Origin of the sequence: Halomonas halodenitrificans DSM 735 (assembly GCF_000620045.1) — a bacterium.
In the GTDB taxonomy this organism is placed as follows: domain Bacteria; phylum Pseudomonadota; class Gammaproteobacteria; order Pseudomonadales; family Halomonadaceae; genus Halomonas; species Halomonas halodenitrificans.
Map to the genome: position 1 here is coordinate 21,860 of NZ_JHVH01000027.1, position 26,206 is coordinate 48,065.

The following is a 26,206-nucleotide window of genomic DNA, read 5'->3' on the forward strand; positions in this document are numbered from 1 at the left end:
TGATATGCTGCCCTGAAGAAGACAACAGAGGAGACCGCCATGAACGACCAGATTCTTTCGCCCAAGATGCTGGGTTACTGGAACGACGAGGATATTGCCCAGGCCACCGACGAGCCGGGTATCTACTGCATCTATCGTGCCGCCAGCGACCCGGAAACCGGTAACCTGGAGGTCCAGGAGCTGCTCTTCGTGGGCGAGAGCGGCAGCGCCCGTCACGGTATCCAGCATGGTGAGTCGCGTCCCGAGTGGGAGGCCTGCCTGGAGGAGGGGGAGGAACTCTGGTATTCCATTGGCCCCTGTGGCCGGGTCAATCGTGAGCGTCTCATGGCGGCCATGATCCACGCCCACAAGCCGCGCCTGAACCAGCACAGCTCCTTCCTCGAGCGCTTCCCCTTCGACCGCACCACCGTGCATCTCTATGGCAAGAAGGACAAGCTCCAGGCCATCTTCACCGTTCAGCGCCTGGACTGAGCGGAGGCCCACACGCTCCGGCATGATGCCAATGGCTCCAGCAGGGCTGTCGCAGTCATCAGCCGCGAGGGGCGCTGGGGGTAAGCCGTAGAGGAGGTCCTATGCCATGGAAGGCATCGGTAGCGTACAGGGAGGTATTCACAGCGCCTCCTCGAAAGCTTGCCGCCAGAACAGCCCCTGAGCGTGGCAAAACGCAGGGTGAACCAAACCGTGACACTGTGAGGCGCGATAATAATCGGTACAATCGCGCCCCCACACTGTTTCGACCGGACACCCGCCTTGATCGCTACCGCCAACATCACCATGCAATTCGGGGCCAAGCCCCTGTTCGAGAATGTCTCCATCAAGTTCGGCAACGGTCACCGCTACGGCCTGATCGGTGCCAACGGCTGCGGCAAATCCACCTTCATGAAGATCCTCGGCGGCGACCTGGAGCCCTCCTCGGGCCAGGTGATGGTCGAGGCCGGGGCACGGCTCGGCAAGCTGCGCCAGGACCAGTTCGCCTTCGAGGACGAACGGGTCATCGATACCGTGATCATGGGCAATACCGAGCTGTGGAGGGTGGCCGCCGAGCGTGAGCGGATCTATGCGCAGCCCGAGATGAGCGAAGAGGACGGCATGACCGTGGCCGACCTGGAGGTCCGCTTCGCCGAGCTCGATGGCTACACCGCCGAGGCCCGGGCCGGTGAGCTGCTGCTGGGGCTGGGCATCCCGCTGCACCAACATGCCGGCCCCATGAGCGAGGTCGCCCCGGGCTGGAAGCTGCGCGTGCTGCTCGCCCAGGCGCTGTTTGCCGACCCCGACGTGCTGCTGCTCGATGAGCCCACCAACCACCTGGATATCAACACCATTCGCTGGCTGGAAGGCATGCTGACGGCGCGCAGCTGCACCATGATCATCATTTCTCACGACCGGCACTTCCTCAACAGCGTCTGCACGCATATGGCGGACCTGGACTATGGCGAGATTCGGCTCTTCCCCGGGAACTACGATGAGTACATGACGGCCGCCACCGCCGCCCGGGAGCGCCAGCACGCCGACAATGCCAAGAAGAAGGCCCAGATTGCCGACCTGCAGGCCTTCGTCAGCCGCTTTTCGGCCAATGCCTCCAAGGCCAAGCAGGCCACCTCCCGGGCCCGTCAGATCGACAAGATCAAGCTCGAGGAGATCAAGCCGTCCAGCCGGGTCAGCCCGTTCATTCGTTTCGTGCCCGCGAAGAAGATTCATCGCAATGCGCTCAATGTCGAAGGGCTCACCCAGGGCTTCGCCGGCGAGGCCCCGCTGTTCGAGAGGCTCGGCATGACCGTCGAGGCCGGCGAGCGCATCGCCATCATCGGCCCCAACGGCATCGGCAAGACCACGCTGTTGCGCACCCTGGCCGGCGAGCTGGCCCCCCAGGCCGGCAGCGTGAAGTGGACCGACAGCGCCGATCTCGGCGTCTTCGCCCAGGATCATGCCGATGACTTCGCCAACGAGGCAACGCTGTTCGAATGGATGGCCCAGTGGACCGACGGCGGCGAGCAGGAGGTGCGTGGCGCCCTGGGCAGGATGCTGTTTTCCAGCGACGATATCGACAAGTCGGTAAAGGTGATTTCCGGCGGCGAGCAAGGGCGCATGCTGTTCGGCAAGCTGGCCCTGACCCATCCCAATGTGCTGCTGATGGACGAGCCCACCAACCACCTGGACATGGAGTCCATCGAGGCGCTCAACCTGGCGCTCGAGAACTATGCCGGCACCCTGTTCTTCGTGAGTCACGACCGTGAGTTTGTCTCCTCGCTGGCGACCCGGGTCCTGGACATGAGTCACGAGGGGATCATCGACTTCAGCGGTGGCTACGACGACTACCTCAGAAGCCAGGGGGTATTCGCTTGAGGCCACCGCAGCCGGGTCGATATTCTCGCCGGCCTGTCGGGTCGTCCGGGGATGCGGTATAACTTGTCCCGTCGTGTTGTCGGTCACCCTCGACGACGCCCGATCAACGTTCAAGAGTTGCCCAACGATGACTTCACTCTCCCGTCGCCGCTTCAGCCGACTCGCCCTCGCCGCGCCGCTGGCGCTGCTGGCCATCGAGCCGGCCCGTGCCAACCTGATCGAGACACAGCTCTCCCGGGCGCACCTGCCGCGCCACAGCGAGGAGCTGTGGGTGCTGGTGGACGACGACGAGGCCACCCTGACCGTCTATCGGGGCAACCGTGAGCTGGCCCGTTTCAGGCCGATCTCGCTGGGGCGGGGTGGCGCCCGGCCGATGCGCCTGGAGGGCAGTGGGGCCACGCCCAAGGGGGAGTTTCGCGTCAATCGTTTCAACCGCGAGAGCGACTGGCACCTGTTTATCGGGCTGGATTATCCCACGCCGACCCATGCGCGGGTGGCCCTGGAAGAAGGCATCTATACCCAGCAGGACTATGATGACTACTTTCGTTACTATCGCAGGAAGGGCCACCCGCCCCAGCATACGGCGCTGGGAGGCTTCATCGGCCTGCACGGGATCGGCAAGGGGGACCCCGATATTCATCGCCGGTTCCACTGGACCCAGGGGTGCGTGGCGGTGACCGATCAGCAGATCGAGCAGCTGGAGGGGCTGATCGATATTGGCACACGCGTCGTGATCCGCTAGGCTGTATCACGCGCAAGGGACGTTGGAAGCGATGGACAAGCGCCGTTGTGTATAATAAAACAGCGCTGACCCTGTGCCCCGAGCACGAGTCGCTCAAGACGCGCCTGCATGTTGCAGGCAAGACACCTGTCTTATCAGGTTTCTTTCAATGCAGTACCAAGGAAGACCAAGGAGAACATCATGACTCTGAAGACCACCCTGAAGCTGACCGCCGCTGCCGCATCTCTGGCCGTTCTGGCTGGCTGTGCTTCCACCGGTGCCCTGGAAGAAGTCCGTACCACCGCCGAGTCCGCACAGGCCGACGCTGCAGAAGCTCGTAGCATCGCTGTTCAGGCGCAGAACACTGCCAACCAGGCCCAGCGTGATGCCCAGGCGGCTCTGCAGATGTCCGAGCAGAACCGTGACGAGATGAACCGCATGTTCAGCCGTTCCATGCAGAAGTAAGACTGCAAGGAAGGCTGGCATCGCCCCAGGGCGATGGCGGTTCTGCAGAAAAGGAAGACCCCGCCTCAGCGGGGTCTTCCTGTTTGCGCCTGCCCGCCTCGGGGCGGCTCGACTTGTATCCGCTCAGTTCTCGGCGATGCCCTCGTAGAGGCCCGGCGGTTCGTCCATGGATTCATCCTCGGCCGACTTGAGCAGTGAGACCGCCATGCCGTCGGGGGACTCGACCACTTGCCGCAGGCGCTTGTAGTCCACCGCTGGCTGCTCCTCGCCGAAGGCCTTGGCCAGCTTGTCCATGGCAAACATCAGCGGCTCGAAGCCTTCCCGGTTTTCTTCCAGGGCCGGATAGGACTCGGCCAGCAGTTCCTCGTCTTCCGTCCAGCCGGTCTTGAAGGGCTGGTCGATGATATTGACGCGCGTCCCGCTGGGCACGCGCTCATACAGGGACTCGATATCCTGGGGGAACATGCGGATGCAGCCGCGGCTGACACGCATGCCGACGCCATCGGGCTTGTTGGTGCCATGGATCAGGTAGCTGGGGAGTCCCAGCAGGATGGCGTGGCGTCCCAGGGGGTTGTCCGGGCCGGCGGGCACGACCGACGGTGCCGGCTCGCCCCGGGCGGCGGCTTCGCGGCGCATCGAGGCGGGCGGCGCCCAGGCGGGGTCCTTGACCTTGATGGTGGTCTTGGTCACGCCCTGGGGGGTGGCGAACTCGTCGCGGCCCACGCTGATCGGGTAGGTCTCGACCACGCCGGACTCGGAGTAGTAGTAGAGGCGCAGCTCCGACAGGTTGATCACGATGCCTTCCTGCTCGGCGTCGGGGAGTACCCGGCGGGCCGGAATGGTGACCTCGGTATCGGCATAGGGGGCCCAGATGCTGACCTCCGGATTGGCCATCCGGATCGCCTCGTAGCCCACGTTATGCTCGCGGGCGATATCGACCAGGGTGTCTCCCTCTTCGACGGTGACCGTATAGTCCTCGCCGATCACGCTGCCTTCCTCGGGTAACGCATAGTGGCCGCGGGGCAGCTCATGGACCTCGTCGTAGCCAGGGGTGGCCGCCAGTGCGCCGGAGGCAAGCAGGGGGCCAAGTCCCAGGGTCAAGGCCAGGGCCAGGCGGGCGCCTTTTCGGCTCGGTGTCAGGGTGTTCATAGGATCGTTCAACTCCCGGGGCTTGTGGGGCACCGGTAACTCCCTTGACCGGTGCCCGTGGGCGGTGAGATGCGGCGTATGATAACAGTATAGGGGAGCGCGATCGCCGTTAAATCGCGCTCCCGCAACAGTCGCGTCAGGCGGCCTGGGCCTTGTGGTTCAGGGTCTCGAGCAACTGCTCCACGGCCTGGAAGCGTGCCTCCTCGTTCTCGGTGGCGGCCTCGAAGCGCAGGGTGTCGGCGCCGTCCAGGCGATAGCGCCCGGGTTCGTGCTGAATCAGCCCCACCAGGGTCATGGGGTCGACGCGGGTGTGGGCGCCGAAGATGATGCGGCCCCGCTCGGGGCCGGCCTCCAGGCGGGTGATACCCAGGCGCTCGGCGCGCTGGCGGAGCCGGGTCTGGCGCAGCAGGGTCTTCACCGGCCCCGGCAGCAGGCCGAAGCGGTCGATCATTTCCACCTGCAGTTCCTTGAGCTCGGCCTCGTTACCGGCGCTGGCGATGCGCTTGTACATCACCAGTCGCTGCTGGACATCGTGGAGGTAGTCGTCCGGGATAAGGGCCTGCAGGTCAAGGCTGATCTCCACGCCCTCATCCAGGGGGGCCTCGATGTTGGGGGTCTTGCCGGCGCGGATGGCCGCCACGGCGCGGTCGAGCATTTCCATGTAGAGGCCATAGCCGATCGCCTCCATCTGGCCACTCTGGTCGTCGCCGAGCAGTTCCCCGGCGCCGCGGATCTCCATGTCGTGGCTGGCCAGCGTGAAGCCGGCGCCCAGGTCCTCGGCGGCACCGATGGCCTCCAGGCGCTTGATGGCATCCCGGGTCATCGCCTTGGGCGGCGGGGTCAGCAGGTAGGCATAGGCCTGGTGGTGGCTGCGCCCGACCCGGCCGCGCAGCTGGTGGAGCTGAGCCAGGCCGAACTTGTCGGCGCGCTCGATCAGGATGGTGTTGGCGCTGGGCACATCGATGCCGGTCTCGATGATGGTGGAGCACACCAGCACGTTGTGGCGCTTGTGATAGAAGTCGGACATCACCCGCTCCAGGGCGCGCTCGGGCAGCTGGCCGTGGGCCACGCCGACCCGGGCATCGGGCACCAGTTCGCGCACCGTCTCGGCGGTGGTCTCGATGGTCTTGACGTCGTTGTGCAGGAGATACACCTGCCCGCCGCGGAGTATCTCGCGCAGGATCGCCTCCTTGAGCACCGCCTGATCGTGGCGCTGCACGAAGGTCTTGACCGACAGGCGCCGCGCCGGTGGCGTGGCGATGATCGACAGGTCGCGGATGCCGCTCATCGCCATGTTCAGCGTGCGGGGGATCGGCGTGGCGGTCATGGTGAGGATGTCCACCTCGGCCCGCAGGCTCTTCAGGCGTTCCTTCTGGGCGACGCCGAAGCGATGCTCCTCATCGATGACCAGCAGGCCCATCTCGGGGAGCCGCATGGATTTCGAGAGCAGCTTGTGGGTACCGATCACGATATCCGCCTGGCCCTCCTGGATGCGCTTCAGTGTTTCGGCCTGGCCCTTGCCGGCGGTGAAGCGCGAGATCAACTCGATATTGACCGCGGTGTCGGCGAAGCGGTCCCGGAAGTTGTCAAAGTGCTGGCGAGCCAGCAGGGTCGTGGGCACCAGCACCACCACCTGGCGGCCGGAGTGCACCGCCAGGAAGGCGGCCCGCATGGCCACCTCGGTCTTGCCGAAGCCCACATCGCCGCATACCACGCGATCCATGGGGCGCGGCGCGGTCATGTCCTCGATCACGGCCTCGATGGCGGCGCGCTGGTCGGGGGTCTCCTCGAAGGGGAAGGCGGCGGCGAAGCGTGAATATTCGGCGTCCGGCGGCTCACAGGCAAAGCCCTGGCGGGCCTCGCGGCGGGCATAGATATCCAGCAGCTCCGCGGCGGAATCGCGGATCTTCTCGGCGGCCTTCTTCCTTGCCTTCTGCCACTGCTCGGAGCCCAGTCGGTGCAGCGGGGCGAGCTCGTCATCGGCGCCGGCATAGCGCGAGATGAGGTGCAGGCTCTCCACCGGCACATAGAGCCGGGCCCCGTCGGCGTACTCCAGGGTGACGAACTCGGCGGCCTGGCCGCCGGTCTCGAGGGTCTCCAGGCCCCGGTAGCGCCCCACGCCATGGGCCTGATGGACGACCGGCACGCCGGGGCGCAACTCGGAGAGGTGGCGAACGGCCAGTTCATCGGCATCGGTGGCCTTTTCCCGGCGGCGGGACTGGCGTACCACCTCGCCGTAGAGTTCGGCCTCGCTGATCACCGCGAGGTCGGGCTCGGTCAGCCAGAGCCCGGCCTCGAGCTCGCCCTCGGTGATGGCGGTGGGGGCATCGCCTGCGAGGAAGTCGGCGAAGCCCTCGACGTGGGGCAGCGCCAGGCGCAGGGGCGCCAGGGTCTCCTCCAGGGCCTCGCGGCGCCCGCGAGACTCCGCCACGAACAGCACCCGGGTATCGCCGCGGGCCTCCAGGAAGCGGGCCAGGGGGGCCAGCGGTTCCCTGGCCCGGGCGTTGATGCCCACCTCGGGGGGGGCCTGGGTGGCCGGGGCCAGGGCGTGGCGATGCTCGCTCTCGGCGGTGAGTTCGACGCGCGGATGGCGCTTGATCGCGGCGAACAGCTCGGCGACCGGCACGAAGGCGCGATGGGGCGGCAGCAGCGGCCGGGTGGGGTCGACCCCCAGGTTGTCGAAGCGGCTCTCGATGGAGGCCCAGTGGTGCTCGGCGGCGGCCAGGCAGCCCGGCAGCAGCGCGACGCGGGTGCTCTCGGCGAGGTGCTCGAAGAGGGTGGCCGTCTCCTCGAAGAACAGCGGCAGATACTGCTCGAGGCCGGGGGAGGGGATGCCCTTGAGCGCATCCAGATAGAGCGGGCACTGGCGCGGGTCGACATCGAACAGCGTCTCGAAGCCCTCGCGGAAGCAGGCGATGGCGCCGCGTGACAGCGAATACTCGTGGGCCGGCAGCAGCTCGACGCGCTCCACCTTGTCGGCGCTGCGCTGGGTGTCGGGGTCGAAGGTGCGCAGGGTGTCGATCTCGTCATCGAACAGGTCGATGCGCAGCGGCGCCTCCGTGCCCATGGGGAACAGGTCGATCAGGGCGCCGCGCAGGGCGTATTCGCCGGGCTCGTAGACGGTCTCGACGGCCCGATAGCCGGCCCGGGAAAGGGCGTCGCGAAAACCCTCGCGGTCCAGGGTCTGGCCGACCTCCAGGGTCATCACGCGCCCGGCGATATACTCGACCGGGGCCAGGCGCTGCATCAGGGTGTTGATGGGTACCAGCACGATGCCGTGGGCGCCATCCTGGAGCTGGCGCAGGGTTCGCAGGCGCGCGGAGACGATGTCCTGATGGGGAGAGAAGCTGTCGTAGGGCAGGGTCTCCCAGTCGGGGAAGGGCAGCACCGGGACCCGGCTGAAGAAGCGTAGCTCATTCTCCAGGCGCAACGCCTGGGCGGTGTCGGCGGTGACCACCAGCAGCGGGGCGTCGCCGGCCAGGCGTGAAAGGGCCAGGGCGGCGGCGCTGCCCTGGGGCATCTGCCAGTAGCGTGTTTCGCGTAGCCCCTGGGGGGGCGGGGGATCGAGCGGCGTGAATGTTGGCATGGTCTCGTATTGGGCTGTCGGCGGGCGCGGCCCGACGGATCCTGTGGGGTTCCTCGAGGACGGTCATCATACCAGTCCTCCCGAGTCTTGTAGTCAAACGCCCGGTCCTGTAACCCGCCTACAGCGGGTGCGACCATCCAGCAATTGCCGCGGGGCCCCGGCCCCGGGATAATGACCGGGAACCCTTCGATTCCATCAGCGAGGCCACACGTGAGTCAGCAACCCTCTGATATCGTCTTCCAGGAATGGCACGACAACCAGGCGTTAGTCGAACAGATGATCCCGATGATCGGTAGCCTCTACCGTCATAACAACGTGGTTACGACTCTCTACGGGCGGTCGCAGTTCAATCGCAGCGTGATCCGTATTCTCAAGGATCACCGCTTCGTGCGGAAGGTGGAGGGCACCGAACTCTCCGTTCAGGATACCTACCCGCTGGTCAAGGCCATGACCGAGCTCAACCTGGGGCCGGCCCATGTCGATATCGGCAAGCTGGGCGTGGCCTTCAAGAAGCAGGGCGGTGGCGACGCCGTGGCCTTCCTGCGCGAGGAGCTCGCCGAGATCGTCGACGCCCATGGCGCCGATGCCGGCAACGGCGAGCCCAAGGACGTGGTCCTCTACGGCTTCGGCCGCATCGGCCGCATCCTCGCCCGCGTGCTGGTGGAGAAGGCCGGTGGCGGCAACCTGCTGCGCCTGCGTGCCATCGTGGTGCGCGGCCGCGGTGACATCGCCAAGGACCTCGAGAAACGCGCCAGTCTCCTGCGTCGCGACTCCGTGCATGGCCCCTTCGACGGCACCATCAGCGTCGATGCCGAGGCGCGCACCCTCACGGCCAACGGCAATGTCATCCAGGTGATCTACGCCGACGCCCCCGCCGATGTCGACTACACGGCCTACGGCATCGACAACGCCGTGGTGGTGGACAACACCGGTATCTGGCGCGACGAGGCCGGCCTCGGCCAGCACCTGCAGTGCAAGGGCGTGGCCAAGGCGCTGCTCACCGCCCCGGGCAAGGGTGATATCAAGAACATCGTCTACGGCATCAACCACGATGCCCTGGGCGACGATGACCGCATCATCTCCGCGGCCTCCTGCACCACCAACGCCATCGTGCCGGTGCTCAAGGTGCTCAACGACGAGTTCGGCGTCGAGCATGGCCATGTCGAGACGGTGCACAGCTACACCAACGACCAGAACCTGATCGACAACTACCACAAGGGCGACCGTCGCGGACGCAGTGCGCCGCTCAACATGGTGTTGACCGAGACGGGGGCCGCCAAGGCGGTGGCCAAGGCATTGCCCGAGTTCGATGGCAAGCTGACCGGCAACGCCATCCGGGTGCCGACCCCCAACGTCTCCATGGCGATCCTCAACCTGCGCCTGGAGACAGCCACCGACGCCGACGCGCTCAACGACTTCCTGCGTCGCATGTCGCTGGATTCGCCGTTCCAGAAGCAGGTCGACTATGTCGACTCCCCCGAGGTGGTCTCTACCGACTTCGTCGGCAATCGCCATGCCGGCATCGTCGATGCCAAGGCGACCATCGCCAACGGCCGGAACGCGGTGCTCTACGTCTGGTACGACAACGAGTTCGGCTACAGCTGCCAGGTGATTCGTATCCTGCAGCACATGTCCAATGTCAGCTTCCTCAAGCTGCCCCGGGCGAAGGCGTAGGCCCGACGGCCTGCCTTTGAAGGGGTGATGTCGAGGGGCAGGGAGAGAAATCTTCCTGCCCCTTTCTCATTTTGCGGCATGGCCGGAAAGCGCGGCATGCCGCCCCCTGCGACCCTCTTCCCCTTGCCTCGGATCACCACCTGCGACCTTCGCTCAGGTGGTCATCACCCTGCCTTGTCTTTATAATATGGTGGATTTTTGGGGTGGGCCGGGTGTGCGTCCTAGCCCTTTCCTTCGTTTTCCGATCCATCAACTGGGCGAGACTATGATCGAAGTCAAGAAAGGCCTGGATCTCCCCATCACGGGAGCGCCCGAGCAGCGTGTCGACGACGCGTTGCCGGTGCGCCACGTGGCGGTCCTGGGCACCGATTATGTCGGCATGAAGCCGACCATGGAGGTCAAGGAGGGAGATGCCGTCAAGCTTGGCCAGCTGCTGTTTACCGACAAGAAGATCGACGGCGTGCGCTTTACGGCGCCGGCCGCCGGCAAGGTGGTGGCCATCAACCGCGGGGAGAAGCGTCGGCTGCTCTCGGTGGTGATCGAGGTCGACGAGTCCGAGCAGGCGGTGGAATTCACCGCCCATGGCCGCGACAAGCTGGCCGGGCTGGAGCGCCAGGCCGTGGTCGATCAACTGGTCGAGTCGGGCCTGTGGACCGCACTGCGCACCCGCCCCTACTCGCGTACGCCGGCCATCGACGGCGTGCCCGCCGATATCTTCGTGACGGCCATCGATACGCACCCGCTGGCGGCCGATCCGGCCATGGTGATCCACGAGCGGTCCCAGGCCTTCGAGGATGGCCTCAAGGTGCTGACTCGCCTCACCGAGGGCAATGTCTATCTGTGCAGTGGCCCGGACAGCAGCATCCCCGGCGGCAACATCGACGGTGTCCAGGCCCAGACCTTCGCGGGACCGCACCCGGCAGGCCTGGTGGGCACGCACATCCACCACCTGTCCCCCGTCGCCCTGCACAAGCGCGTCTGGACGATCGGCTATCAGGATGTCATCGCCTTCGGCAAGTTCTTCGTCGAGGGCAAGCTGGACGTCAGCCGAGTGGTGGCCGTGGGCGGGCCCCGGGCCGAGAAACCGCGCCTGCTGCGCACCCGCATCGGCGCCAGCACCGAAGAGTTCCTGAAGGGGGAGGTCATCGACCCGGACGATACCCGCGTCATCTCCGGTTCCGTCTTCTCCGGCTTTACCTGCGAAGGCAACCTGCGCTATCTGGGTCGCTTCCATAATCAGGTCAGCCTGCTCGAGGAAGGCAACAAGCGGGCCTTCATGGGCTGGATCTCGCCAGGCAAGCATCGTCACTCGGTGATGGGCATCTATCTCTCGAAGCTGACCGGCCTCAAGGACTATGCACCGACCACGTCGACCAATGGCTCCGAGCGCGCCATGGTGCCGGTGGGCGCCTACGAGCAGGTCATGCCCCTGGATATCCTGCCCACACAGTTGCTGCGCTCGCTGATCGTCGGCGATATCGAGACCGCCATGCAGCTCGGGTGTCTGGAGCTGGATGAAGAGGACCTGGCCCTGTGCACCTATGTGTGCCCCGGCAAGTACGAGTACGGTCCCATCCTGCGTGACAACCTCACCACGATCGAGAAAGAGGCTTGATGATGGGTATTCGACAGACACTCGACAATCTCGAGCCGCACTTCCACAAGGGCGGCAAGTACGAGAAGTTCTATCCGCTCTACGAGGCGGTGGACACGATCTTCTACGCGCCCCCCGATGTCGCCAAGACCACCGCCCATGTGCGCGACGGCGTCGACCTCAAGCGCATCATGATCACCGTCTGGCTGTGCACCTTCCCGGCGATGTTCTTCGGCATGTGGAATGCCGGCTGGCAGGCCAACATGGCCATCGCCGAGGGCTATGGCTCCATGGCCGGCTGGCGCGAGGCCATCATGATGGTGCTGTCTTCGGGCCATAACGCCGACAGCCTGTGGGCCAACTTCGTGCTGGGGGCGACCTACTTCCTGCCGATCTACCTGGTCACCTTCGTGGTCGGTGGCTTCTGGGAGGTGCTGTTCGCCATCAAGCGGGGCCACGAGGTCAACGAGGGCTTCTTCGTGACCTCCGTCCTCTATGCGCTGATTCTCCCCGCGACCATTCCGCTGTGGCAGGTGGCGCTGGGCATCACCTTCGGCGTGGTGATCGGCAAGGAGATCTTCGGCGGTACCGGCAAGAACTTCCTCAACCCGGCACTGACCGGCCGCGCCTTCCTGTACTTCGCCTATCCGGCGCAGATTTCCGGTGATGCGGTGTGGGTCGCCGCCGATGGTTTCACCGGTGCCACGGCACTGTCCACGGCCTTCCAGGATGGCATGACCGCGCTCAGCGACAAGTTCAGCTGGTGGGACGCCTTCCTCGGCTTTATCCCCGGCTCCGTGGGTGAGACCTCGACGCTGGCGATACTGATCGGCGGCGCGGTACTGCTGTGGACAGGCATCGCTTCCTGGCGGATCATGCTGGGAGTCTTTTTGGGCATGGTGGCGACCAGCGCGCTGTTCAACCTGCTCGGCTCCGACTCCAACCCGATGTTCGCCATGTCATGGTACTGGCACCTGGTGGTGGGCGGCTTCGCCTTCGGCATGGTGTTCATGGCCACCGATCCGGTGTCCGCCGCCATGACCAACCAGGGACGACTCATCTTCGGCGCCCTGATCGGCGCCATGACCGTGCTGATCCGCGTCGTGAACCCGGCCTTCCCCGAAGGCATCATGCTGGCGATCCTGTTCGCCAACCTGTTCGCGCCGCTGATCGACCACTTCTTTGTTCAGGCCAACATCAAGCGCCGACTCAAGCGCACCGGTGCACCGGCCGAGGAGACTGCCTGATGGCACAGAGCAATAACTCCATCAAGAAGATCCTGACGGTGGCGTTCGCACTCTGCATCGTGTGTTCGGTCATCGTCTCTACCGCCGCCGTGGCGCTGCGTCCGCAGCAGCAGCTCAACCAGGAACGGGACCGCAAGTCCAATATCCTGGCCGTGGCGGATCTGTATGAGGAAGGCGTCGATATCGAAGGGACCTACAGCGAGAAGATCACGCCCCGCGTGGTCGAGCTCGAGACCGGCGAGTACTCGGACGAGTACGATCCGCAGACCTTCGACAGCTTCGAGGCCGCCAAGGATCCGGCGCAGTCGCGTACGCTGTCCGGCGAGAAGGACATCGCCGGCCTGTCGCGCCAGGAAAACTACAGCACCGTCTATCTGGTCGGCGACCCGGATGATCCCGATCAGATCATCCTGCCGGTCCGCGGCCAGGGCCTGTGGGGCCTGATGCGGGGTTACCTGTCCGTTCAGGGTGACGGCAATACCATCGAAGGCATCACCTTCTATTCCCATGGTGAAACACCGGGCCTGGGTGGTGAAGTGGACAATCCGCGCTGGAAGGCCCAGTGGGATGGCAAGGAGGTCTTTGCCGACGCCGACAGCGTTCAACCGGCGATTTCCCTGGTCAAGGGTGGCGCCAGCGGCGAGAACGAGGTCGACGCGCTGTCCGGTGCCTCGCTGACCAGCAAGGGTGTGACCAATCTCGTCCAGTTCTGGCTGAGCCCGGCCGGCTTCGGTGAATACCTGGCCAAGTTCCGTGCCGAGGTATCGCCGCAGAGCGTCGAGACGGCGTCCCCCGTGACCGATGAGAGTGAAGGAGCCTGACGATGTCCGAACCGACCCCCAAGGGCGTCCTGACGACGCCGATCTTCAAGAATAACCCCATCGCCCTGCAGATCCTGGGGATCTGCTCGGCCCTGGCGGTGACCAGCAGCATGAGCGTGTCGCTGGTCATGACCATCGCGGTGATCTTCGTGACGGCCTTCTCGAACCTGTTCGTGTCGCTGATCCGTCATCATATCCCGTCGTCCATCCGCATCATCGTGCAGATGACCATCATCGCCTCGCTGGTGATCGTGGTGGATCAGATCCTCAAGGCCTACGCCTACGAGATGTCCAAGCAGCTCTCGGTGTTCGTCGGTCTGATCATCACCAACTGCATCGTGATGGGCCGCGCCGAAGGCTTCGCCATGCAGAACAGCCCCCAGCTGTCGTTTCTGGACGGCGTCGGCAACGGGCTGGGCTACGGCTTCATCCTGATGACGGTGAGCTTCTTCCGCGAGCTGTTCGGCTCCGGCAGCGTCTTCGGCATGACCGTGCTGGAAACCGTGCAGAACGGCGGCTGGTATGTGCCTAACGGCCTGCTGCTGCTGCCCCCGTCGGCCTTCTTCATCATCGGCCTGATCATCTGGGTAATGCGCTCGCTCAACCCGGAGCAGATCGAGGAGAACGAGTTCAAGATGAAGGCCAACACCGAACCGAAGGAGGCCGTGTAACATGGAACACTATCTGAGCCTTTTCGTGGCCTCGGTCTTTGTCGAGAACATGGCCCTGGCGTTTTTCCTCGGCATGTGTACCTTCATCGCCGTGTCCAAGAAGGTGTCTTCCGCCATCGGCCTGGGCATCGCCGTCATCGTGGTGCTGACGGTGACCGTGCCGGTCAACAACCTGGTCTACACCTTCCTGCTCAAGGAAGGGGCCCTGACCTGGACCGGCATCAGCGGCGCCGAGAACATCGATCTTTCCTTCCTCGGCCTGCTGAGCTATATCGGCGTCATCGCCGCCATCGTGCAGATCATGGAGATGTTCCTCGACAAGTATGTGCCGGCGCTCTACAACGCCCTGGGCGTGTTCCTGCCGCTGATCACCGTGAACTGTGCCATCCTGGGTGGCGTGCTGTTCATGGTCGAGCGTAACTACAACTTCGGTGAGTCGGTGGTCTACGGCTTCGGGGCGGGTACCGGCTGGGCGCTGGCCATCACCGCGCTGGCCGGCATCCGCGAGAAGCTCAAGTACAGCGATGTTCCCGGCTCCCTCCAGGGGCTGGGCATCACCTTCATCACCGTGGGGCTGATGTCGCTGGGCTTCATGTCCTTCTCCGGCATCCAACTCTGAGCCGTCTTGAGGCCCCGGCGCCGGCGGCGCCGGGCACCCGACAACGTCTAGCAATAGGAAACCGACATGGTTGATACATCAGTCATCTTGCTCGGTGTGGTCATGTTTACCGTGATCATCATCGGTCTGACGGCGGTGATCCTGGCCGCGCGCAGCCGGCTGGTCAGCACCGGCGATGTGCAGATCGAGGTCAATGGTGATCCCGAGAACACCATCACTACCCAGGCCGGGGGGAAGCTACTCAACACCCTGGCCGCCAACGGCATCTTCCTCTCGTCCGCGTGTGGCGGCGGCGGCTCCTGCGCCCAGTGCAAGTGCCGCGTCGAGGAGGGGGGCGGTGCCATCCTCCCCACCGAGGAGGCCCACTTCACCATGCGTGAGAAGAAGGACGGCTGGCGTCTTTCCTGTCAGGTACCGGTGAAGCAGGACATGAGCATCGAGGTGCCCGAGGAGGTCTTCGGCGTCAAGAAGTGGGAATGCGAGGTCATCGAGAACCCCAACGTCGCCACCTTCATCAAGGAGCTCAACCTCAAGCTGCCCGAGGGCGAGGACGTGGCCTTCCGCGCCGGCGGTTACGTGCAGCTGGTGGCGCCGCCCTACGATATCGCCTTCAAGGACTTCGATATCGATGAGGAGTACCGGGGCGACTGGGAGAAGTTCGGCCTGTTCAACGTCTCCCACAAGAACAACGAGGAAATCATCCGCGCCTACTCCATGGCGAACTACCCGGAAGAGAAGGGCATCCTCAAGTTCAATATCCGCATCGCCACGCCGCCGCCCAACACCGACCATCCCCCGGGTCTGATGTCGACCTATGCCTTCAGCCTGAAGGCGGGCGACAAGGTCACGGTGATGGGGCCCTTCGGCGAGTTCTTCGCCAAGGACACCGAGGCCGAAATGGTCTTCGTGGGTGGCGGTGCCGGCATGGCGCCGATGCGCAGCCATATCTTCGACCAGCTCAAGCGCCTCGACTCGAAGCGCAAGATCACCTTCTGGTACGGGGCGCGCTCCTGGCGCGAGACCTTCTACAACGAAGAGTACGACAAGCTGGAAGAAGAGCACGACAACTTCGAGTGGCACCTGGCGCTCTCCGACCCGCAGCCCGAGGACAACTGGGAAGGCCCCACCGGCTTCATCCATAACGTCCTCTACGAGAACTACCTCAAGGACCATCCGGCCCCCGAGGACTGCGAGTACTACATGTGCGGACCGCCCATGATGAACGCCTCGGTGATCAAGCTGCTGCTGGATCTCGGGGTGGAGCCCGAGAACATCATGCTGGACGACTTCGGCGGATGATGCCAAGCGTCTTCGGGTGATGACGAGGGCCGGCCACAAGGCCGGCCCTCGTTGTATGAGCAGGCCCCGTTTTCGGCCGAACGCGCAGCAACACACACTGTCTACCCTGTACGTCCCAAGGAGAGAACCTGATGACTATCTGGCTTATGGCCTTCGCCTTCATGTTGCTGATCGTGGCGGCCATGTCCGTCGGCGTGATCATGGGCCGCAAGCCCATCGCCGGCTCATGTGGCGGGCTCAACCAGCTCGGCCTCAAGGACGGTTGCGAGATCTGCGGCGGCAAGGACGATGTCTGCGAGGAAGAGAACCGCAAGCCTGCCAGCGAGCGCCGGCGCAGCGACGAGAGCCGCGGCGCCGACCTGGGCTACGACGCCACCCGGCGGTAGAGAAGGGGACAGTAGAGAAGGGGACAGTCCCCCAACCGCCGGGGACAGTCCCCCAACCGCCGGGGACAGTCCCTCAACCGCCGGGGACAGTCCCCCAACCTCCGGGGACAGTCCCCCAACCTCCGGGGACAGTCCCCCAACCGCCGGGGACAGTCCCCCAACCGCCGGGGACAGTCCCCCAACCGCCGGGGACAGTCCCTCAACCGCCGGGGACAGTCCCCCAACCCCGGGGACAGTCCCCATACCAACGGGGACAGTCCCCCACAGGCGGGGACAGTCCCCATACCCCTGGGGACTGTCCCCTTTGCTTAGAAGCGGTAGGTGACACCCGCGCCGACGGTCAGCGGGTCGACTCGTACGTCGTCGACGGTTGTGCCGGACTTCTCGAATTCGGCGTCGACGTCGGCGTAGCGGGCGAAGCCGGTGGCGCTGAGATTATCGGTAATGACCAGATCCATCCCTGCCTGGCCGGCGATGCCGTAGCTGTCGTCCACGTCCATGCCGGCACCGCTGACGCTGGAGAAGCGGGTGTAGTTCATGCCCAGGCCGACGAACGGCTGCACGCGGGCATCCGCCACGCCACCCAGCGGGTAGAACTGGAGCAGTAGGTTGGCGGGCATGCGGTCGAGGCTTCCGGCATCACCGGTGCCTAGCGCGTAGTCATGCTCGACGTCTTCGCCGATACCCAGCTCCACGCCCAGTTTGTTGTAGAAGAGGTAGCCGCCGGCCAAGCCGAACGCGTTCTCGCGGGAGAGCGCATCGGTGTCGAGATCCGACTTCCCGAATTCGCCCCGTACGTATACGTCACCCGCCTGGTAGGCCATGGCCTGACCGGCAACGAGGGTGAGTGCCAGAGTGCTGGCGGCAAGTGCAGAAATCATTCGCATGGGGGAGTCTCCTTATCAAAATAAAGTAATCGGGGACTGTCCCCGAAAGGGCCGTGGGGACTGTCCCCGGTGGTGGGGGACTGTCCCCGGTGGTGGGGGACTGTCCCCGGTGGTGGGGGACTGTCCCCGGTGGTGGGGGACTGTCCCCGGTGGTGGGGGACTGTCCCCGATGGTAGGGGGACTGTCCCCGATGGTGGGGGGACTGTCCCCGGGGGTATGGGGACTGTCCCCGAGAGTGCCGCGGGCCTACTCCCAGGCGGCGCTTTTGTGTTCCTGCCAGTAGCGGCCGAGGTCGCGTTCTTCGGTGATGCCGTAGAGCGAGTAGCGTCGGTCCAGGGTGGCGCCGCCGTCGCGGGTGAGGGGTCGCCAGGCGATGTCGGCGCGGTCGCGGCTCGAGCGGGTGAACATGGCGTCGAAGGGGATCGATAGATAGAGCCCCTTGTCGAATCCGCCTTCGCCGAAATCATCATCGGCATCGGTCCAGGTGCCCCAGGCGCCGATGCGCACGCCGGAGTTGAATTCACGCGACAGGTCCAGTGTGGTGCCCACATCGCCGGCGAGGTAGCGACCCACACTGAACTTGGCCAGGACGTCCTCGATGCCGGTGTCCACATAGCCGGTCAGGTGGCCGGTCCAGGCGTCGTAGTCGCGCAGCTCGAAGCCTTGCTCGAAGTCACGCTGGCGGACCCAGTTGACATCCAGGCCCAGGGCCACCGGGCTGTCGAAGGGGTGATAGAGCAGCTCGCCGCCGGCGCCGGCGTACATCATCTCCAGCAGGCCGCCGTAGCCCATGGCGTACCAGTCTTCGCCCAGCTGGGCGGTACGCGTGTACTGCAGGTTCTCGATCCCCAGGCTCGATTCGGCCAGGTAGTCGCCGATATAAGTGCGTACCCGTGGCAGCTCGGAATCGGCGATATAGTCGTAGTCGTCGAGGTTGTCGAAGGCCGTCCAGGCCACCTGGCCGGAGAACCAGCCGTGGCGATCGGTACGGTATTCGGCGTCGAGTACCGCCATCAGCCGATAGAGATAGCCGTCCGGGCCGCCGAAGTTCTGATCCAGGCGCGGCCCCAGGCTCCAGTCGAACCGCCGGGGCTGCGCCTCGTAGAGCACCTCGCCGCGGGGCTCACGCAGCTCGGCATGGGCATAGAGCCCGTAGAGGTGATCGTCCTCGCTGTCGGTGGAGCGGGTCGCCGCCACCAGGGCACGGCGGTCGTGGACATCCTCGCGCAGCGAGAGGCCGCGGTTCTCCCAGCGAAAGCGGAAGCGTTCCACGCCGTCGTCGGCCTGGGCGTTGAGGATGCGCCCGGCGCGCACCTCGCTGTGCATCAGCGAGGGGTAGGTGACCGGTTCGCCGGTCACGGTCAGGTCACGGCCATCCCGGGAGATGGATGACACGGCGATGCCGGCATTGTCCTGGAGTTCCTGGCTCACGGCCGCCCAGTTCTCCCGGGGGGCGGCCTGGGGATCCGCCGGTGGCGGGTCGCGCTTGACCTGGCCGAGCCCGGCCAGGTCGATGGCGTAGCTGACCCCGGCCATGGCGGTATCGCCCCGCTGCCAGCCGGCGCGCACCTCCAGGTTATCGGTCAGGCCAAGCCGGGCACCGTAGTTGAAGCGGCTCTCCTGCTCCTGGTCATTGGCCAGCGGTTCGTTGGCGTAGTCATTGCCTTCGTATTCCAGCTGTAGTACCAGCGGATCCCAGGGGGTCTGATACTCCACCCCGCCGAATACCGCCACCGGGCCGCGGAACAGCGCATCCAGGGCGAACTCGCCGCCCTGGTCGCCACCGGCATCATCGGGACGCTCATCGAAGCGGTCGTGTGCCCAGCCGAGGGGCGAGTCCGCATCCGCGGCGTTGCCCAGATAGCCCCAGCCCAGGCCCAGGCTGAAGTCGAGGTCGTACCAGCGCTTGCTGGCCACCAGGTACTCCGAGCCGAACAGGGTAGTGCCGCCCACATCCCGCAAGCCCAGGGCCAGTTGGGGCCAGTAGCGGCTTTCCTCGAGCAGGCGCAGCTTGATATCGAAGCCCTTGTCGAGATAGCGATCGAACAGCTCGGAGCCGCGATCCTCGACCTCCACGTAGCGGAACCCGCCCTCGAGCCATTCCGCGGGCTGGAAGAACAGGCTGTAGCGACGATAGGGCGAGGTCCGGCTGAAGCCCACCATCATGCTGCCGATGGGGGCCATGCGTGCCGATGGTGTCTGCATCAGGCCCACGCCGCCGAAGTCACTCTGGCCGGTACCCAGCTCGCCGGCCAGGCCATCCGCCAGGGCGGGCGAGGCCATGGCCGCCAGGAGCAGGGCGCCCGGGTGAGCCAATGGTCGGCAGTTGACCCGGGAGTTGGCCCTGAGGTGCTTGCTGCTCATTGGGTTGGTTCCCTCACTCCGGTGTCGTTGTGTTCGAATACCTCACACGCATCTCCGGGCAGCCGGGTGGCGAGATAGCCGGGAAGGCGCCGATTGACGACCCGGGCCGCGGCGCTGTAAGGCCCGGACTCGGGCAGCGGCAATATCACCCGGCTCCCCGGCGTGAGCGGGGTGGCCTGGTGGTTCCAGGCGGCGATGCCCCGGGTATATAGCGTGCCGACGGGCGTTATCAGGGTCGCCGTTTCGGCCTGCCGAGTGGCCGTCTCCGGCAGGGCGGCAAGGCCCTGGGCGAGAGTCATGTCCTGGCGCCAGGCAACCCTGGATACCCCGCCGTGATGCCAGACCTCGACCCAGGAGGGCACGGGGCAATGGCCCCAGAGCGAGATATCGTCGAGCGGCAGGTCGCCGCGCTGATGGGCGCCTAGCCAGGGCAGATCGTGGCGCCCGGGGGTCCTGGCGGGCAGGGCGGGTTGTCCCTCGAGCTCGGCGTGCCAGGCGCGCAGGCCCGCGGCCAACGCCGGCCGATCGATGAGCCGGGCCTCGGTGACCAGGGGGCCGAGCTCCGCCATGAGCCGCCGGCGCTGAAAGTCGAGCGCGTCGGCGGTGGCTTGCTCCAGTGCGAAGGCATGGCGCCAGGTCACGCGCCGGTCGCTCTGCTTCAGGGTGTCGAGCCAGGCATCCGATAGCCGGGGCGCCGGCTGCTGGGCGATTGCCGCCAGGGGCAATAGCAACCCGGCCAACACCAGCCCGGCGAGCATCAGTGCTGTGCCGATTACCCTTGCCTTCGGGAGGCGCGTGGTTACCACCATTGTCTTGCCACCTCCCATTCCAGGGTGGGGCCGTCCGGCCAGGCCTGCTCCTCGCCGGCCCATAGCCTCAGGCTCTGGGGGTCGCGCCACAGCTTGCCCGCGGTGGCCTCGCCATTGGCCCATTGCAGGGTCATTTCACAGGGTTCCAGGGTCAGGGTGGCCAGTGGCAGCGCATGGGCTTCCGGCTCGCCACACGCCAGGCGGCCCGTGGCGGCCATCCGGCGCGGCAGGCCAGCGGGGTCTTGCCAGGTGCGGATCAGGCGAAATGTCGTCGGGTCTTGCTGTCGCCAGGGGGCCTGGGTATCGGGCAGGGCGGGAAAGGCCGTATCCAGCAGGTTTTGCGCAAGCCCCACGGTGGTATGCAGGCCCTCGTGGCGCAGCGTGACCAGGCCCTGGTTGCCGGTGGGCCAGTAGGTCTCGCCATTGGCCTGGGCGGCGAGTACCACCAGCCCCTGGCGGTCGCCGGCATCCAGCCGTAGGCTGGCATAGGGAATCCCGGCGGCCCTGTCGGCGAGGCCTTTTTCCTCGCTCAGCGCGTCGCTGAACAGGGCAGCCATGGGGGAGGCCCCACCGCTGGCACAGCCCGCGATGGCCAATGGCAGCAGGGCAGAGCCGACGAAAAAGGCGGCGCGCAGACACAAGAGAGCCGCCCTTGGGCGGCTCTGTCGCGTCGCGCTGCCGGAAGGCGAAGACGCTGACGGCATGCTCACTCCGGTGTTAGTTGGTACCGGAAGAAGAGGATGAGCCGCCGGAAACGGCCACCCCGATGGCCACGGCGATGGCGGCACCGATACCGATGGTCAGCGCCGGGTTCTCGGATACCATCTTGGCGAAGCCGGAGGCGCCACCGCTTTGCGGGGCCGACGCCTGGACGGCGGAGTCGGGTGCGTCGCCCTGGGCCATGGCCAGGGGGGTAGTCAACATGCCTGCAATCGCTACCAGAGCAATACCTTTTTTCATACTGAGGCCTTCCCGTTGTGATCTCCCGGGCCATGCCATCACCCGGGTTGTCGATGTTGTTCGACCCCAAGGGTAATGGATTTGGCGGCACTTGTCTCGCCAGGTGAGTCCCGAACGAGGCAGCCGCCAGGCTATCGGGGATAACGTTTGGTGATAACGTTTAGTGATAACCCCGGCGCTCGGCGATAGCCCCAGAGTTTGATCACGCGAGGTGGAGGGGGGGGCGGGCCGTCGTGTATGATGCTTCACCATCTTTAGACCGATTTCATGACTTCACGACGGGCAAGACGCCATGCCGAATGCAACATCCATCAAGCTAGCGGTAACCCTGAGCGGTCTCCTGTGGTTAAGTGGTTGTGCGCTGGCCCCGGGTGGGCACATCGACAACCGCTATGAGGCAGCGCCCATTGCCGAGCTCGTGGATATCGAGCCCATCACGCCGGGGCTGGTGGCCACTTACCGCCAATCGGTCAACGGGGCCAGTGCCATGCCGGCGGATCTCGCCCGGGCGCTTGCGACCTATGAGTACCGCATCGGCAAGGGGGATGTCCTCAACATCATCGTGTATGACCACCCCGAGCTGACGATTCCCGCCGGGGCCGAGCGCAGCGCCGCCGAGGCCGGCAACCAGGTGCGCAGCGATGGCACCATCTTCTACCCCTATGTGGGGCGCCTGAAGGTGGAAGGCCTGACCCTGGAAGCGGTTCGCACCCTGCTGACGCGGCAGTTGTCGAATTTCATCATGGAGCCCCAGATCGATGTGGGCATCGCGGCGTACCGCTCCCAGAAGGTCTATGTCAGTGGCGCCGTGGCAGACCCCGGCAGGCTGCCGATCACCAATGTGCCGCTGACGCTGACCGAGGCGGTGAGCCTGGCGGGCGGCGCGCAGGAGGCCGCCAACTGGCATGACGTCATCCTGACCCGTGATGGCGAGGAGGAGCGCCTCTCCCTGTACGCCCTGTTACGGCAAGGCGACAAGCGCCAGGAGCGCCTGCTCCAGGATGGGGATGTGCTGCATATCCCCAGCGCCGAGAACCAGGGGGTCTCGGTGATGGGGCAGGTCAATCGCCCCGGCAATATTCCGGTGGGCAACGAGCGCCTGACCCTGACGGATGCGATCTCCCAGAGCGGAGGCATCGACGAGCGAAGCGCCGAGGCCTCCGGCATCTTCGTGATCCGCCCGAAGTCGCCGGAGCAGGACAGCGACCGGCTCGCGACGGTCTTTCAGCTGGACGTCAGCAATGCCATGGCCTTCTCCCTGGGTAGCCAGTTCGCGTTACAGCCCCAGGATGTGATCTATGTGACGACGGCCCCCATTGCCCGCTGGAACCGCGTGATCAGCCTGCTGCTGCCCTCCATCAGCCTGCCCGGTACCGCCGCGAGCACCGTGGATGACGTAAGAGACGTTAATAACTGATGTTCGAGCATGTTCTCGTGGTCTGCATCGGTAATATCTGCCGCAGCCCGGTGGCCGAGGCCATGCTGCGCCGGGCGTTGCCGACCAAGCAGTTAAGCTCCGCCGGCCTCGGGGCCCTGGTGGGTCAGGGCGTCGACCCCGGCGCCCGGGAGCTCGCCGAGGCCGAGGGCCTGGATGTCAGCGGCCACCAGGCCCGTCAGCTCACCCGCGAGATGCTGGTGGCGGCCGACCTGATCCTGGTCATGAGCCAGGGGCAGCGCCGGGCCGTCGGTGAATTGGCGCCCCAGGCCCTGGGCAAGACCATGACGCTGGGCCGATGGCTGCCCGGCGAGCCCGAGATTCCCGACCCCTATCGCAAGAGCCGCGACGCCTTCGCCTACGCTCACCGGCTCTTGAACGATGCGACGAGCGCCTGGGCGAAGCGCCTCTAGCCACCCCGGTGTCGTCTGCGCAAGGCCCCATAACCAACGGATTTCATACCCTTCATCATGAGCGAAACACAACAGCACTCCACGCCTGCGGCCGCAGCCGATGAAATCGATCTTGGCCGCCTCTTCGGCCTGTTGCTTGACCATAAATGGCTCATCATCGCGGTCACCGTGCTCTTCGCGGTGGCGGGTGCGGCGTATGCCTTGCTGGCCACCCCGATCTATCAGGGCGATGCCCTGGTGCAGGTCGAGCGGCGCTCGTCCGTCAGCCCGTTGGGGGATCTTTCCGAGGTGTTCGGGCAAGAGGGCGAGTCGAGCACCGCGGCCGAGGTGCAGATCCTGCAGTCGCGCCTGGTGCTGGGCCAGGTGGTGGAGCGCATCGGGCTGGATACCGTGGTCACGCCCAGGCAACTACCGGTGATCGGCGGCTTCTTCCGCCGTAACGGCGTGGAGCGCCCGGATTTTCGCCAGGGGGAGCCCGAAATCTGGGCCGGCGAGTCCCTTCAGGTCGGCCGCTTCGAGGCGGCCAGGAAGTGGCGAGGCCTGCCCCTCACCCTGCGTGTGGAGGGGAGCGAGCGTTATTCGCTCTGGCATGACGACGAACGCCTGGGGGAAGGGCGGGTGGGTAGCCTGGCCGACCTGGCGCAGGGGGGCATCCAGCTGCGCATCGCCGACTGGCAGGCCCCCGAGGGGGCCGAATTTGTGTTGCAAAAGCGCTCCATCCCCGCGGCCACCGGCAATCTCAAGTCCCGGTTAACGGTGGCTGAGGTCGGCGGCGGGCGCAACAGCAGCACCGGCATGCTGAGGCTCACCCTGAACGGCACCGATCGCGAGGAAATTCGCACGGCGCTGGATGCCGTGGCGGAGACCTTTCTCACCCAGAATGTGGAGCGCCAGTCGGCGGAGGCCCAGCAGAGCCTGGAGTTCCTGCGTGAGCAGGCCCCGGAGTTGCGTGCCCAGCTGAGCCAGGCGGAAGACGAGCTGAACAGCTATCGCGTGGAAATGGACAGCGTCGATCTTTCCAGCGAGTCCCAGGCGGCAATCGAGCAGTTTATCGCCCTGGAGCAGCAGCTCAACGAGCTGGAATTCCAGGAGGCGGAGCTGGCCCAGCGTTTCACGCCCAATCACCCGGCCTATCAGACCCTGCTGCGCAAGAAGCGCCAGCTGCAGCAGGAGCGTGCCGAGCTCAACGAGAGGGTCAACGAGCTACCCGCCGCGCAGCAGGAGGTTGTGCGCCTGACTCGGGATGTAGAGGTGACCCAGGCCATCTATGTCAATGTGCTGAACAAGACCCAGGAACTGGAGGTCGCTCGCGCGGGTACCGTGGGTAATGTGCGTATCATCGACGATGCCCTGGTCGCTGGCACCCCGATCGAGCCCAGAAAACCCTTGATCGTGATAGTGGCGACGCTACTGGGCGGCATGCTCAGCGTGGGCTTCGTGCTGCTGCGTGGCCTGCTGCGCCGTGGGGTCGAGTCGCCGGAACAGCTGGAAGAAGCCGGCATGCCGGTATACGCCACCGTTCCGCTGTCCGAAGAACAGACCAAGCTGGCTCAGCGGGTCAAGCATCGCCGCGACAGGAAGGCATCCAGCATCAGCGGGGGGCTCTTGGCCGAAAGGGCCCCTACCGACAGTGCGGTAGAGGCGCTGCGCGGCCTGCGTACCAGCCTGCACTTCGCCATGATGGAAGCCGGCAATAACCGGCTGATGATCACCGGCCCGAGCCCGAATATCGGCAAGAGCTTTATCTCCATCAACCTGGGGGTCGTCTGTGCCCAGGCCGGCCAGCGCGTGCTGGTGGTGGACGCCGACTTGCGCAAGGGGCACGTGCACCACGCCTTCGGTGAGAAAGCGGAAGGCGGGCTCTCCGATGTGCTCTCCGGCCAGTCGGGCCCCGGCGCCCTGATCCGCAAGACCCGCATCGAAGGGCTGGATTACGTCTCGCGGGGCAAGGCGCCGCCCAACCCGTCCGAGTTGTTGATGAATGTCCGGTTCAGCGAGTTTCTGGAAGAGGTGGGGGCCACCTATGACCTGGTGATCATCGACACCCCGCCGATTCTCGCCGTCACAGACGCCGCCATCGTCGGCAAGCAGTGTGATACCAGTCTGATGGTGGCGCGCTTCCAGCAGAACCCGGTGAAGGAAATCCAGATCGCCAGCCGCCGCCTGCAGGCCACGGGCGTCGATCTCAAGGGCATCATCCTCAACGCCATGGAGCAAAGGGCCTCCACCTACTACGGATACGGTTATTACGCGTATTCCTATAAATAGGTGCCAAGCCGGAAACCCTTGACGAACAGCACCGGAGCCCAGCCCAACAGCAATTTGGGCTGAGCCCACACCCGGCCCCACGCCAGGAAGCCAAGACAGCTCGCTAACACTCAGCAAACGGCCTCAGGGATGCGCCATGGACACCCTGGGGCGGTAGCGTGCCTAACCGCTTGGCACAGGGAAAATGCATGAAAAACCGCTCTACGACGGGCCTCGTAGCGCTTTACCAATAGGAGCTCATGTGGTCATCTAGCAGCTTTCGCTCATGGATGATCCGATGCTGACACCGTCTCTTATGCACCATTTATCGATTGTTCCCGACTTCCGCCAGGCGTGGAAAGTGCAGCATCAGCTGTCGGATATCCTGTTTCTGATCGTCTGTGCGGTGATCTGTGGTGCAGAAGGTTGGGACGAAATCGAAGATTTTGGCCACGCGAAGTTAGATTTTCTCCGCCAGTACGGCGATTTTGAGGCTGGCGTGCCGAGTCACGATAC

Annotated in this window: 23 protein-coding genes; 16 read left to right on the forward strand and 7 right to left on the reverse strand. The window is 65.3% G+C overall.

The window, feature by feature from the left end; translation table 11 throughout:
- The first annotated feature begins 39 nt into the window (after positions 1-39).
- From Q358_RS0112290 to Q358_RS0112305, 4 genes are all read left to right on the forward strand, one after another.
- On the forward strand, positions 40-471 hold the full coding sequence (locus Q358_RS0112290; protein ID WP_027962279.1) for a hypothetical protein: 432 nt from the start codon (positions 40-42) through the stop codon (positions 469-471).
- A 279-nt stretch (positions 472-750) separates the two neighbouring features.
- Positions 751-2,343 (forward strand): ABC-F family ATPase, encoded by a 1,593-nt coding sequence (locus Q358_RS0112295; protein WP_027962280.1) that lies wholly within the window; start codon positions 751-753, stop codon positions 2,341-2,343.
- Between the two features lie 127 nt (positions 2,344-2,470).
- Positions 2,471-3,085 carry a L,D-transpeptidase family protein gene (locus tag Q358_RS0112300; RefSeq protein ID WP_027962281.1) on the forward strand — a complete coding sequence of 205 codons (615 nt, stop codon included), beginning with the start codon at positions 2,471-2,473 and terminating at the stop codon, positions 3,083-3,085.
- Between the two features lie 180 nt (positions 3,086-3,265).
- Positions 3,266-3,529: an Lpp/OprI family alanine-zipper lipoprotein gene (locus Q358_RS0112305; RefSeq protein WP_027962282.1), complete on the forward strand. Its 264-nt coding sequence runs from the start codon at positions 3,266-3,268 to the stop codon at positions 3,527-3,529.
- Positions 3,530-3,652: 123 nt separating this feature from the next.
- On the opposite strand, the gene Q358_RS17415 is transcribed toward Q358_RS0112305, so the two are convergent.
- Both Q358_RS17415 and mfd read right to left on the reverse strand, forming a co-directional pair.
- A complete protein-coding gene (locus tag Q358_RS17415) occupies positions 3,653-4,678 on the reverse strand; it encodes a L,D-transpeptidase family protein (RefSeq protein WP_051530362.1) in 1,026 nt (341 codons plus the stop codon).
- Between the two features lie 136 nt (positions 4,679-4,814).
- Positions 4,815-8,264, reverse strand: a complete 3,450-nt coding sequence (gene mfd / locus Q358_RS0112315) for a transcription-repair coupling factor (RefSeq protein WP_027962283.1) — start codon at positions 8,262-8,264, stop codon at positions 4,815-4,817.
- Positions 8,265-8,474: 210 nt separating this feature from the next.
- Here mfd and Q358_RS0112320 point away from each other — a divergent pair, with 210 nt between their 5' ends.
- The 8 genes from Q358_RS0112320 to nqrM all read left to right on the forward strand — a co-directional run bounded on the left by Q358_RS0112320 (position 8,475) and on the right by nqrM (position 16,575).
- Positions 8,475-9,938, forward strand: coding sequence for a glyceraldehyde-3-phosphate dehydrogenase (locus tag Q358_RS0112320; RefSeq protein WP_027962284.1), 1,464 nt, complete (start codon positions 8,475-8,477; stop codon positions 9,936-9,938).
- A 265-nt stretch (positions 9,939-10,203) separates the two neighbouring features.
- On the forward strand, positions 10,204-11,553 hold the full coding sequence (locus Q358_RS0112325; protein WP_027962285.1) for a Na(+)-translocating NADH-quinone reductase subunit A: 1,350 nt from the start codon (positions 10,204-10,206) through the stop codon (positions 11,551-11,553).
- Entirely contained in the window at positions 11,553-12,779 is a 1,227-nt protein-coding gene (locus Q358_RS0112330; protein ID WP_027962286.1) for an NADH:ubiquinone reductase (Na(+)-transporting) subunit B, read from the forward strand. The genes Q358_RS0112325 and Q358_RS0112330 overlap by 1 nt, the downstream gene beginning before the upstream one ends.
- Positions 12,779-13,600 (forward strand): Na(+)-translocating NADH-quinone reductase subunit C, encoded by an 822-nt coding sequence (locus Q358_RS0112335; RefSeq protein ID WP_027962287.1) that lies wholly within the window; start codon positions 12,779-12,781, stop codon positions 13,598-13,600. The genes Q358_RS0112330 and Q358_RS0112335 overlap by 1 nt, the downstream gene beginning before the upstream one ends.
- 2 nt (positions 13,601-13,602) lie before the next feature.
- Complete coding sequence (locus Q358_RS0112340) at positions 13,603-14,271, forward strand: NADH:ubiquinone reductase (Na(+)-transporting) subunit D (RefSeq protein WP_027962288.1); 669 nt, start codon at positions 13,603-13,605, stop codon at positions 14,269-14,271.
- A 1-nt stretch (position 14,272) separates the two neighbouring features.
- Positions 14,273-14,890 (forward strand): NADH:ubiquinone reductase (Na(+)-transporting) subunit E, encoded by a 618-nt coding sequence (nqrE, locus tag Q358_RS0112345; RefSeq protein ID WP_027962289.1) that lies wholly within the window; start codon positions 14,273-14,275, stop codon positions 14,888-14,890.
- 66 nt (positions 14,891-14,956) lie between these two features.
- Positions 14,957-16,189 carry an NADH:ubiquinone reductase (Na(+)-transporting) subunit F gene (gene nqrF, locus Q358_RS0112350; protein WP_027962290.1) on the forward strand — a complete coding sequence of 411 codons (1,233 nt, stop codon included), beginning with the start codon at positions 14,957-14,959 and terminating at the stop codon, positions 16,187-16,189.
- Positions 16,190-16,320: 131 nt separating this feature from the next.
- Complete coding sequence (gene nqrM / locus Q358_RS0112355; RefSeq protein ID WP_027962291.1) at positions 16,321-16,575, forward strand: (Na+)-NQR maturation NqrM; 255 nt, start codon at positions 16,321-16,323, stop codon at positions 16,573-16,575.
- Between the two features lie 308 nt (positions 16,576-16,883).
- Here nqrM and Q358_RS0112360 read toward each other — a convergent pair whose 3' ends face one another.
- The 5 genes from Q358_RS0112360 to Q358_RS0112380 all read right to left on the reverse strand — a co-directional run bounded on the left by Q358_RS0112360 (position 16,884) and on the right by Q358_RS0112380 (position 21,559).
- Positions 16,884-17,462 (reverse strand): OmpW/AlkL family protein, encoded by a 579-nt coding sequence (locus tag Q358_RS0112360; protein ID WP_027962292.1) that lies wholly within the window; start codon positions 17,460-17,462, stop codon positions 16,884-16,886.
- Positions 17,463-17,708: 246 nt separating this feature from the next.
- Positions 17,709-19,826: a YjbH domain-containing protein gene (locus Q358_RS0112365; protein WP_211248333.1), complete on the reverse strand. Its 2,118-nt coding sequence runs from the start codon at positions 19,824-19,826 to the stop codon at positions 17,709-17,711.
- Positions 19,823-20,635 (reverse strand): capsule biosynthesis GfcC family protein, encoded by an 813-nt coding sequence (locus tag Q358_RS0112370; RefSeq protein ID WP_027962294.1) that lies wholly within the window; start codon positions 20,633-20,635, stop codon positions 19,823-19,825. Before Q358_RS0112370 ends, Q358_RS0112365 begins: the two co-directional genes overlap by 4 nt.
- Entirely contained in the window at positions 20,626-21,339 is a 714-nt protein-coding gene (locus Q358_RS0112375) for a YjbF family lipoprotein (protein ID WP_084286549.1), read from the reverse strand. Before Q358_RS0112375 ends, Q358_RS0112370 begins: the two co-directional genes overlap by 10 nt.
- A gap of 13 nt (positions 21,340-21,352) precedes the next feature.
- Positions 21,353-21,559, reverse strand: a complete 207-nt coding sequence (locus Q358_RS0112380) for a hypothetical protein (RefSeq protein ID WP_027962296.1) — start codon at positions 21,557-21,559, stop codon at positions 21,353-21,355.
- Positions 21,560-21,887: 328 nt separating this feature from the next.
- Here Q358_RS0112380 and Q358_RS0112385 point away from each other — a divergent pair, with 328 nt between their 5' ends.
- The 4 genes from Q358_RS0112385 to Q358_RS0112400 form a co-directional block, all read left to right on the forward strand.
- Positions 21,888-23,012 carry a polysaccharide export protein gene (locus Q358_RS0112385; protein WP_027962297.1) on the forward strand — a complete coding sequence of 375 codons (1,125 nt, stop codon included), beginning with the start codon at positions 21,888-21,890 and terminating at the stop codon, positions 23,010-23,012.
- The gene (locus Q358_RS0112390; RefSeq protein WP_027962298.1) at positions 23,012-23,443 is read left to right on the forward strand and encodes a low molecular weight protein-tyrosine-phosphatase; all 432 of its coding nucleotides are present in this window, start codon (positions 23,012-23,014) and stop codon (positions 23,441-23,443) included. Before Q358_RS0112385 ends, Q358_RS0112390 begins: the two co-directional genes overlap by 1 nt.
- A gap of 57 nt (positions 23,444-23,500) precedes the next feature.
- Complete coding sequence (locus Q358_RS0112395; RefSeq protein ID WP_027962299.1) at positions 23,501-25,711, forward strand: polysaccharide biosynthesis tyrosine autokinase; 2,211 nt, start codon at positions 23,501-23,503, stop codon at positions 25,709-25,711.
- 277 nt (positions 25,712-25,988) lie between these two features.
- Positions 25,989-26,206: ISAs1 family transposase (locus Q358_RS0112400; RefSeq protein ID WP_043488269.1), on the forward strand; the 218-nt coding region annotated here is incomplete at its 3' end.

Coding starts and splice junctions, on each gene's coding strand:
- nqrE (WP_027962289.1), top strand. CDS start 14,273: ATGGAACACTATCTGAGCCTTTTCGTGGCCTCGGTCTTTGTCGAGAAC.
- Q358_RS0112305 (WP_027962282.1), top strand. CDS start 3,266: ATGACTCTGAAGACCACCCTGAAGCTGACCGCCGCTGCCGCATCTCTG.
- Q358_RS0112380 (WP_027962296.1), bottom strand. CDS start 21,559: ATGTTGACTACCCCCCTGGCCATGGCCCAGGGCGACGCACCCGACTCC.
- Q358_RS0112390 (WP_027962298.1), top strand. CDS start 23,012: ATGTTCGAGCATGTTCTCGTGGTCTGCATCGGTAATATCTGCCGCAGC.
- Q358_RS17415 (WP_051530362.1), bottom strand. CDS start 4,678: ATGAACACCCTGACACCGAGCCGAAAAGGCGCCCGCCTGGCCCTGGCC.
- Q358_RS0112375 (WP_084286549.1), bottom strand. CDS start 21,339: ATGCCGTCAGCGTCTTCGCCTTCCGGCAGCGCGACGCGACAGAGCCGC.
- Q358_RS0112395 (WP_027962299.1), top strand. CDS start 23,501: ATGAGCGAAACACAACAGCACTCCACGCCTGCGGCCGCAGCCGATGAA.
- mfd (WP_027962283.1), bottom strand. CDS start 8,264: ATGCCAACATTCACGCCGCTCGATCCCCCGCCCCCCCAGGGGCTACGC.
- Q358_RS0112370 (WP_027962294.1), bottom strand. CDS start 20,635: ATGGTGGTAACCACGCGCCTCCCGAAGGCAAGGGTAATCGGCACAGCA.
- Q358_RS0112340 (WP_027962288.1), top strand. CDS start 13,603: ATGTCCGAACCGACCCCCAAGGGCGTCCTGACGACGCCGATCTTCAAG.
- Q358_RS0112385 (WP_027962297.1), top strand. CDS start 21,888: ATGCCGAATGCAACATCCATCAAGCTAGCGGTAACCCTGAGCGGTCTC.
- Q358_RS0112330 (WP_027962286.1), top strand. CDS start 11,553: ATGATGGGTATTCGACAGACACTCGACAATCTCGAGCCGCACTTCCAC.
- Q358_RS0112300 (WP_027962281.1), top strand. CDS start 2,471: ATGACTTCACTCTCCCGTCGCCGCTTCAGCCGACTCGCCCTCGCCGCG.
- nqrM (WP_027962291.1), top strand. CDS start 16,321: ATGACTATCTGGCTTATGGCCTTCGCCTTCATGTTGCTGATCGTGGCG.
- Q358_RS0112335 (WP_027962287.1), top strand. CDS start 12,779: ATGGCACAGAGCAATAACTCCATCAAGAAGATCCTGACGGTGGCGTTC.
- Q358_RS0112365 (WP_211248333.1), bottom strand. CDS start 19,826: ATGAGCAGCAAGCACCTCAGGGCCAACTCCCGGGTCAACTGCCGACCA.
- nqrF (WP_027962290.1), top strand. CDS start 14,957: ATGGTTGATACATCAGTCATCTTGCTCGGTGTGGTCATGTTTACCGTG.
- Q358_RS0112360 (WP_027962292.1), bottom strand. CDS start 17,462: ATGCGAATGATTTCTGCACTTGCCGCCAGCACTCTGGCACTCACCCTC.
- Q358_RS0112325 (WP_027962285.1), top strand. CDS start 10,204: ATGATCGAAGTCAAGAAAGGCCTGGATCTCCCCATCACGGGAGCGCCC.
- Q358_RS0112290 (WP_027962279.1), top strand. CDS start 40: ATGAACGACCAGATTCTTTCGCCCAAGATGCTGGGTTACTGGAACGAC.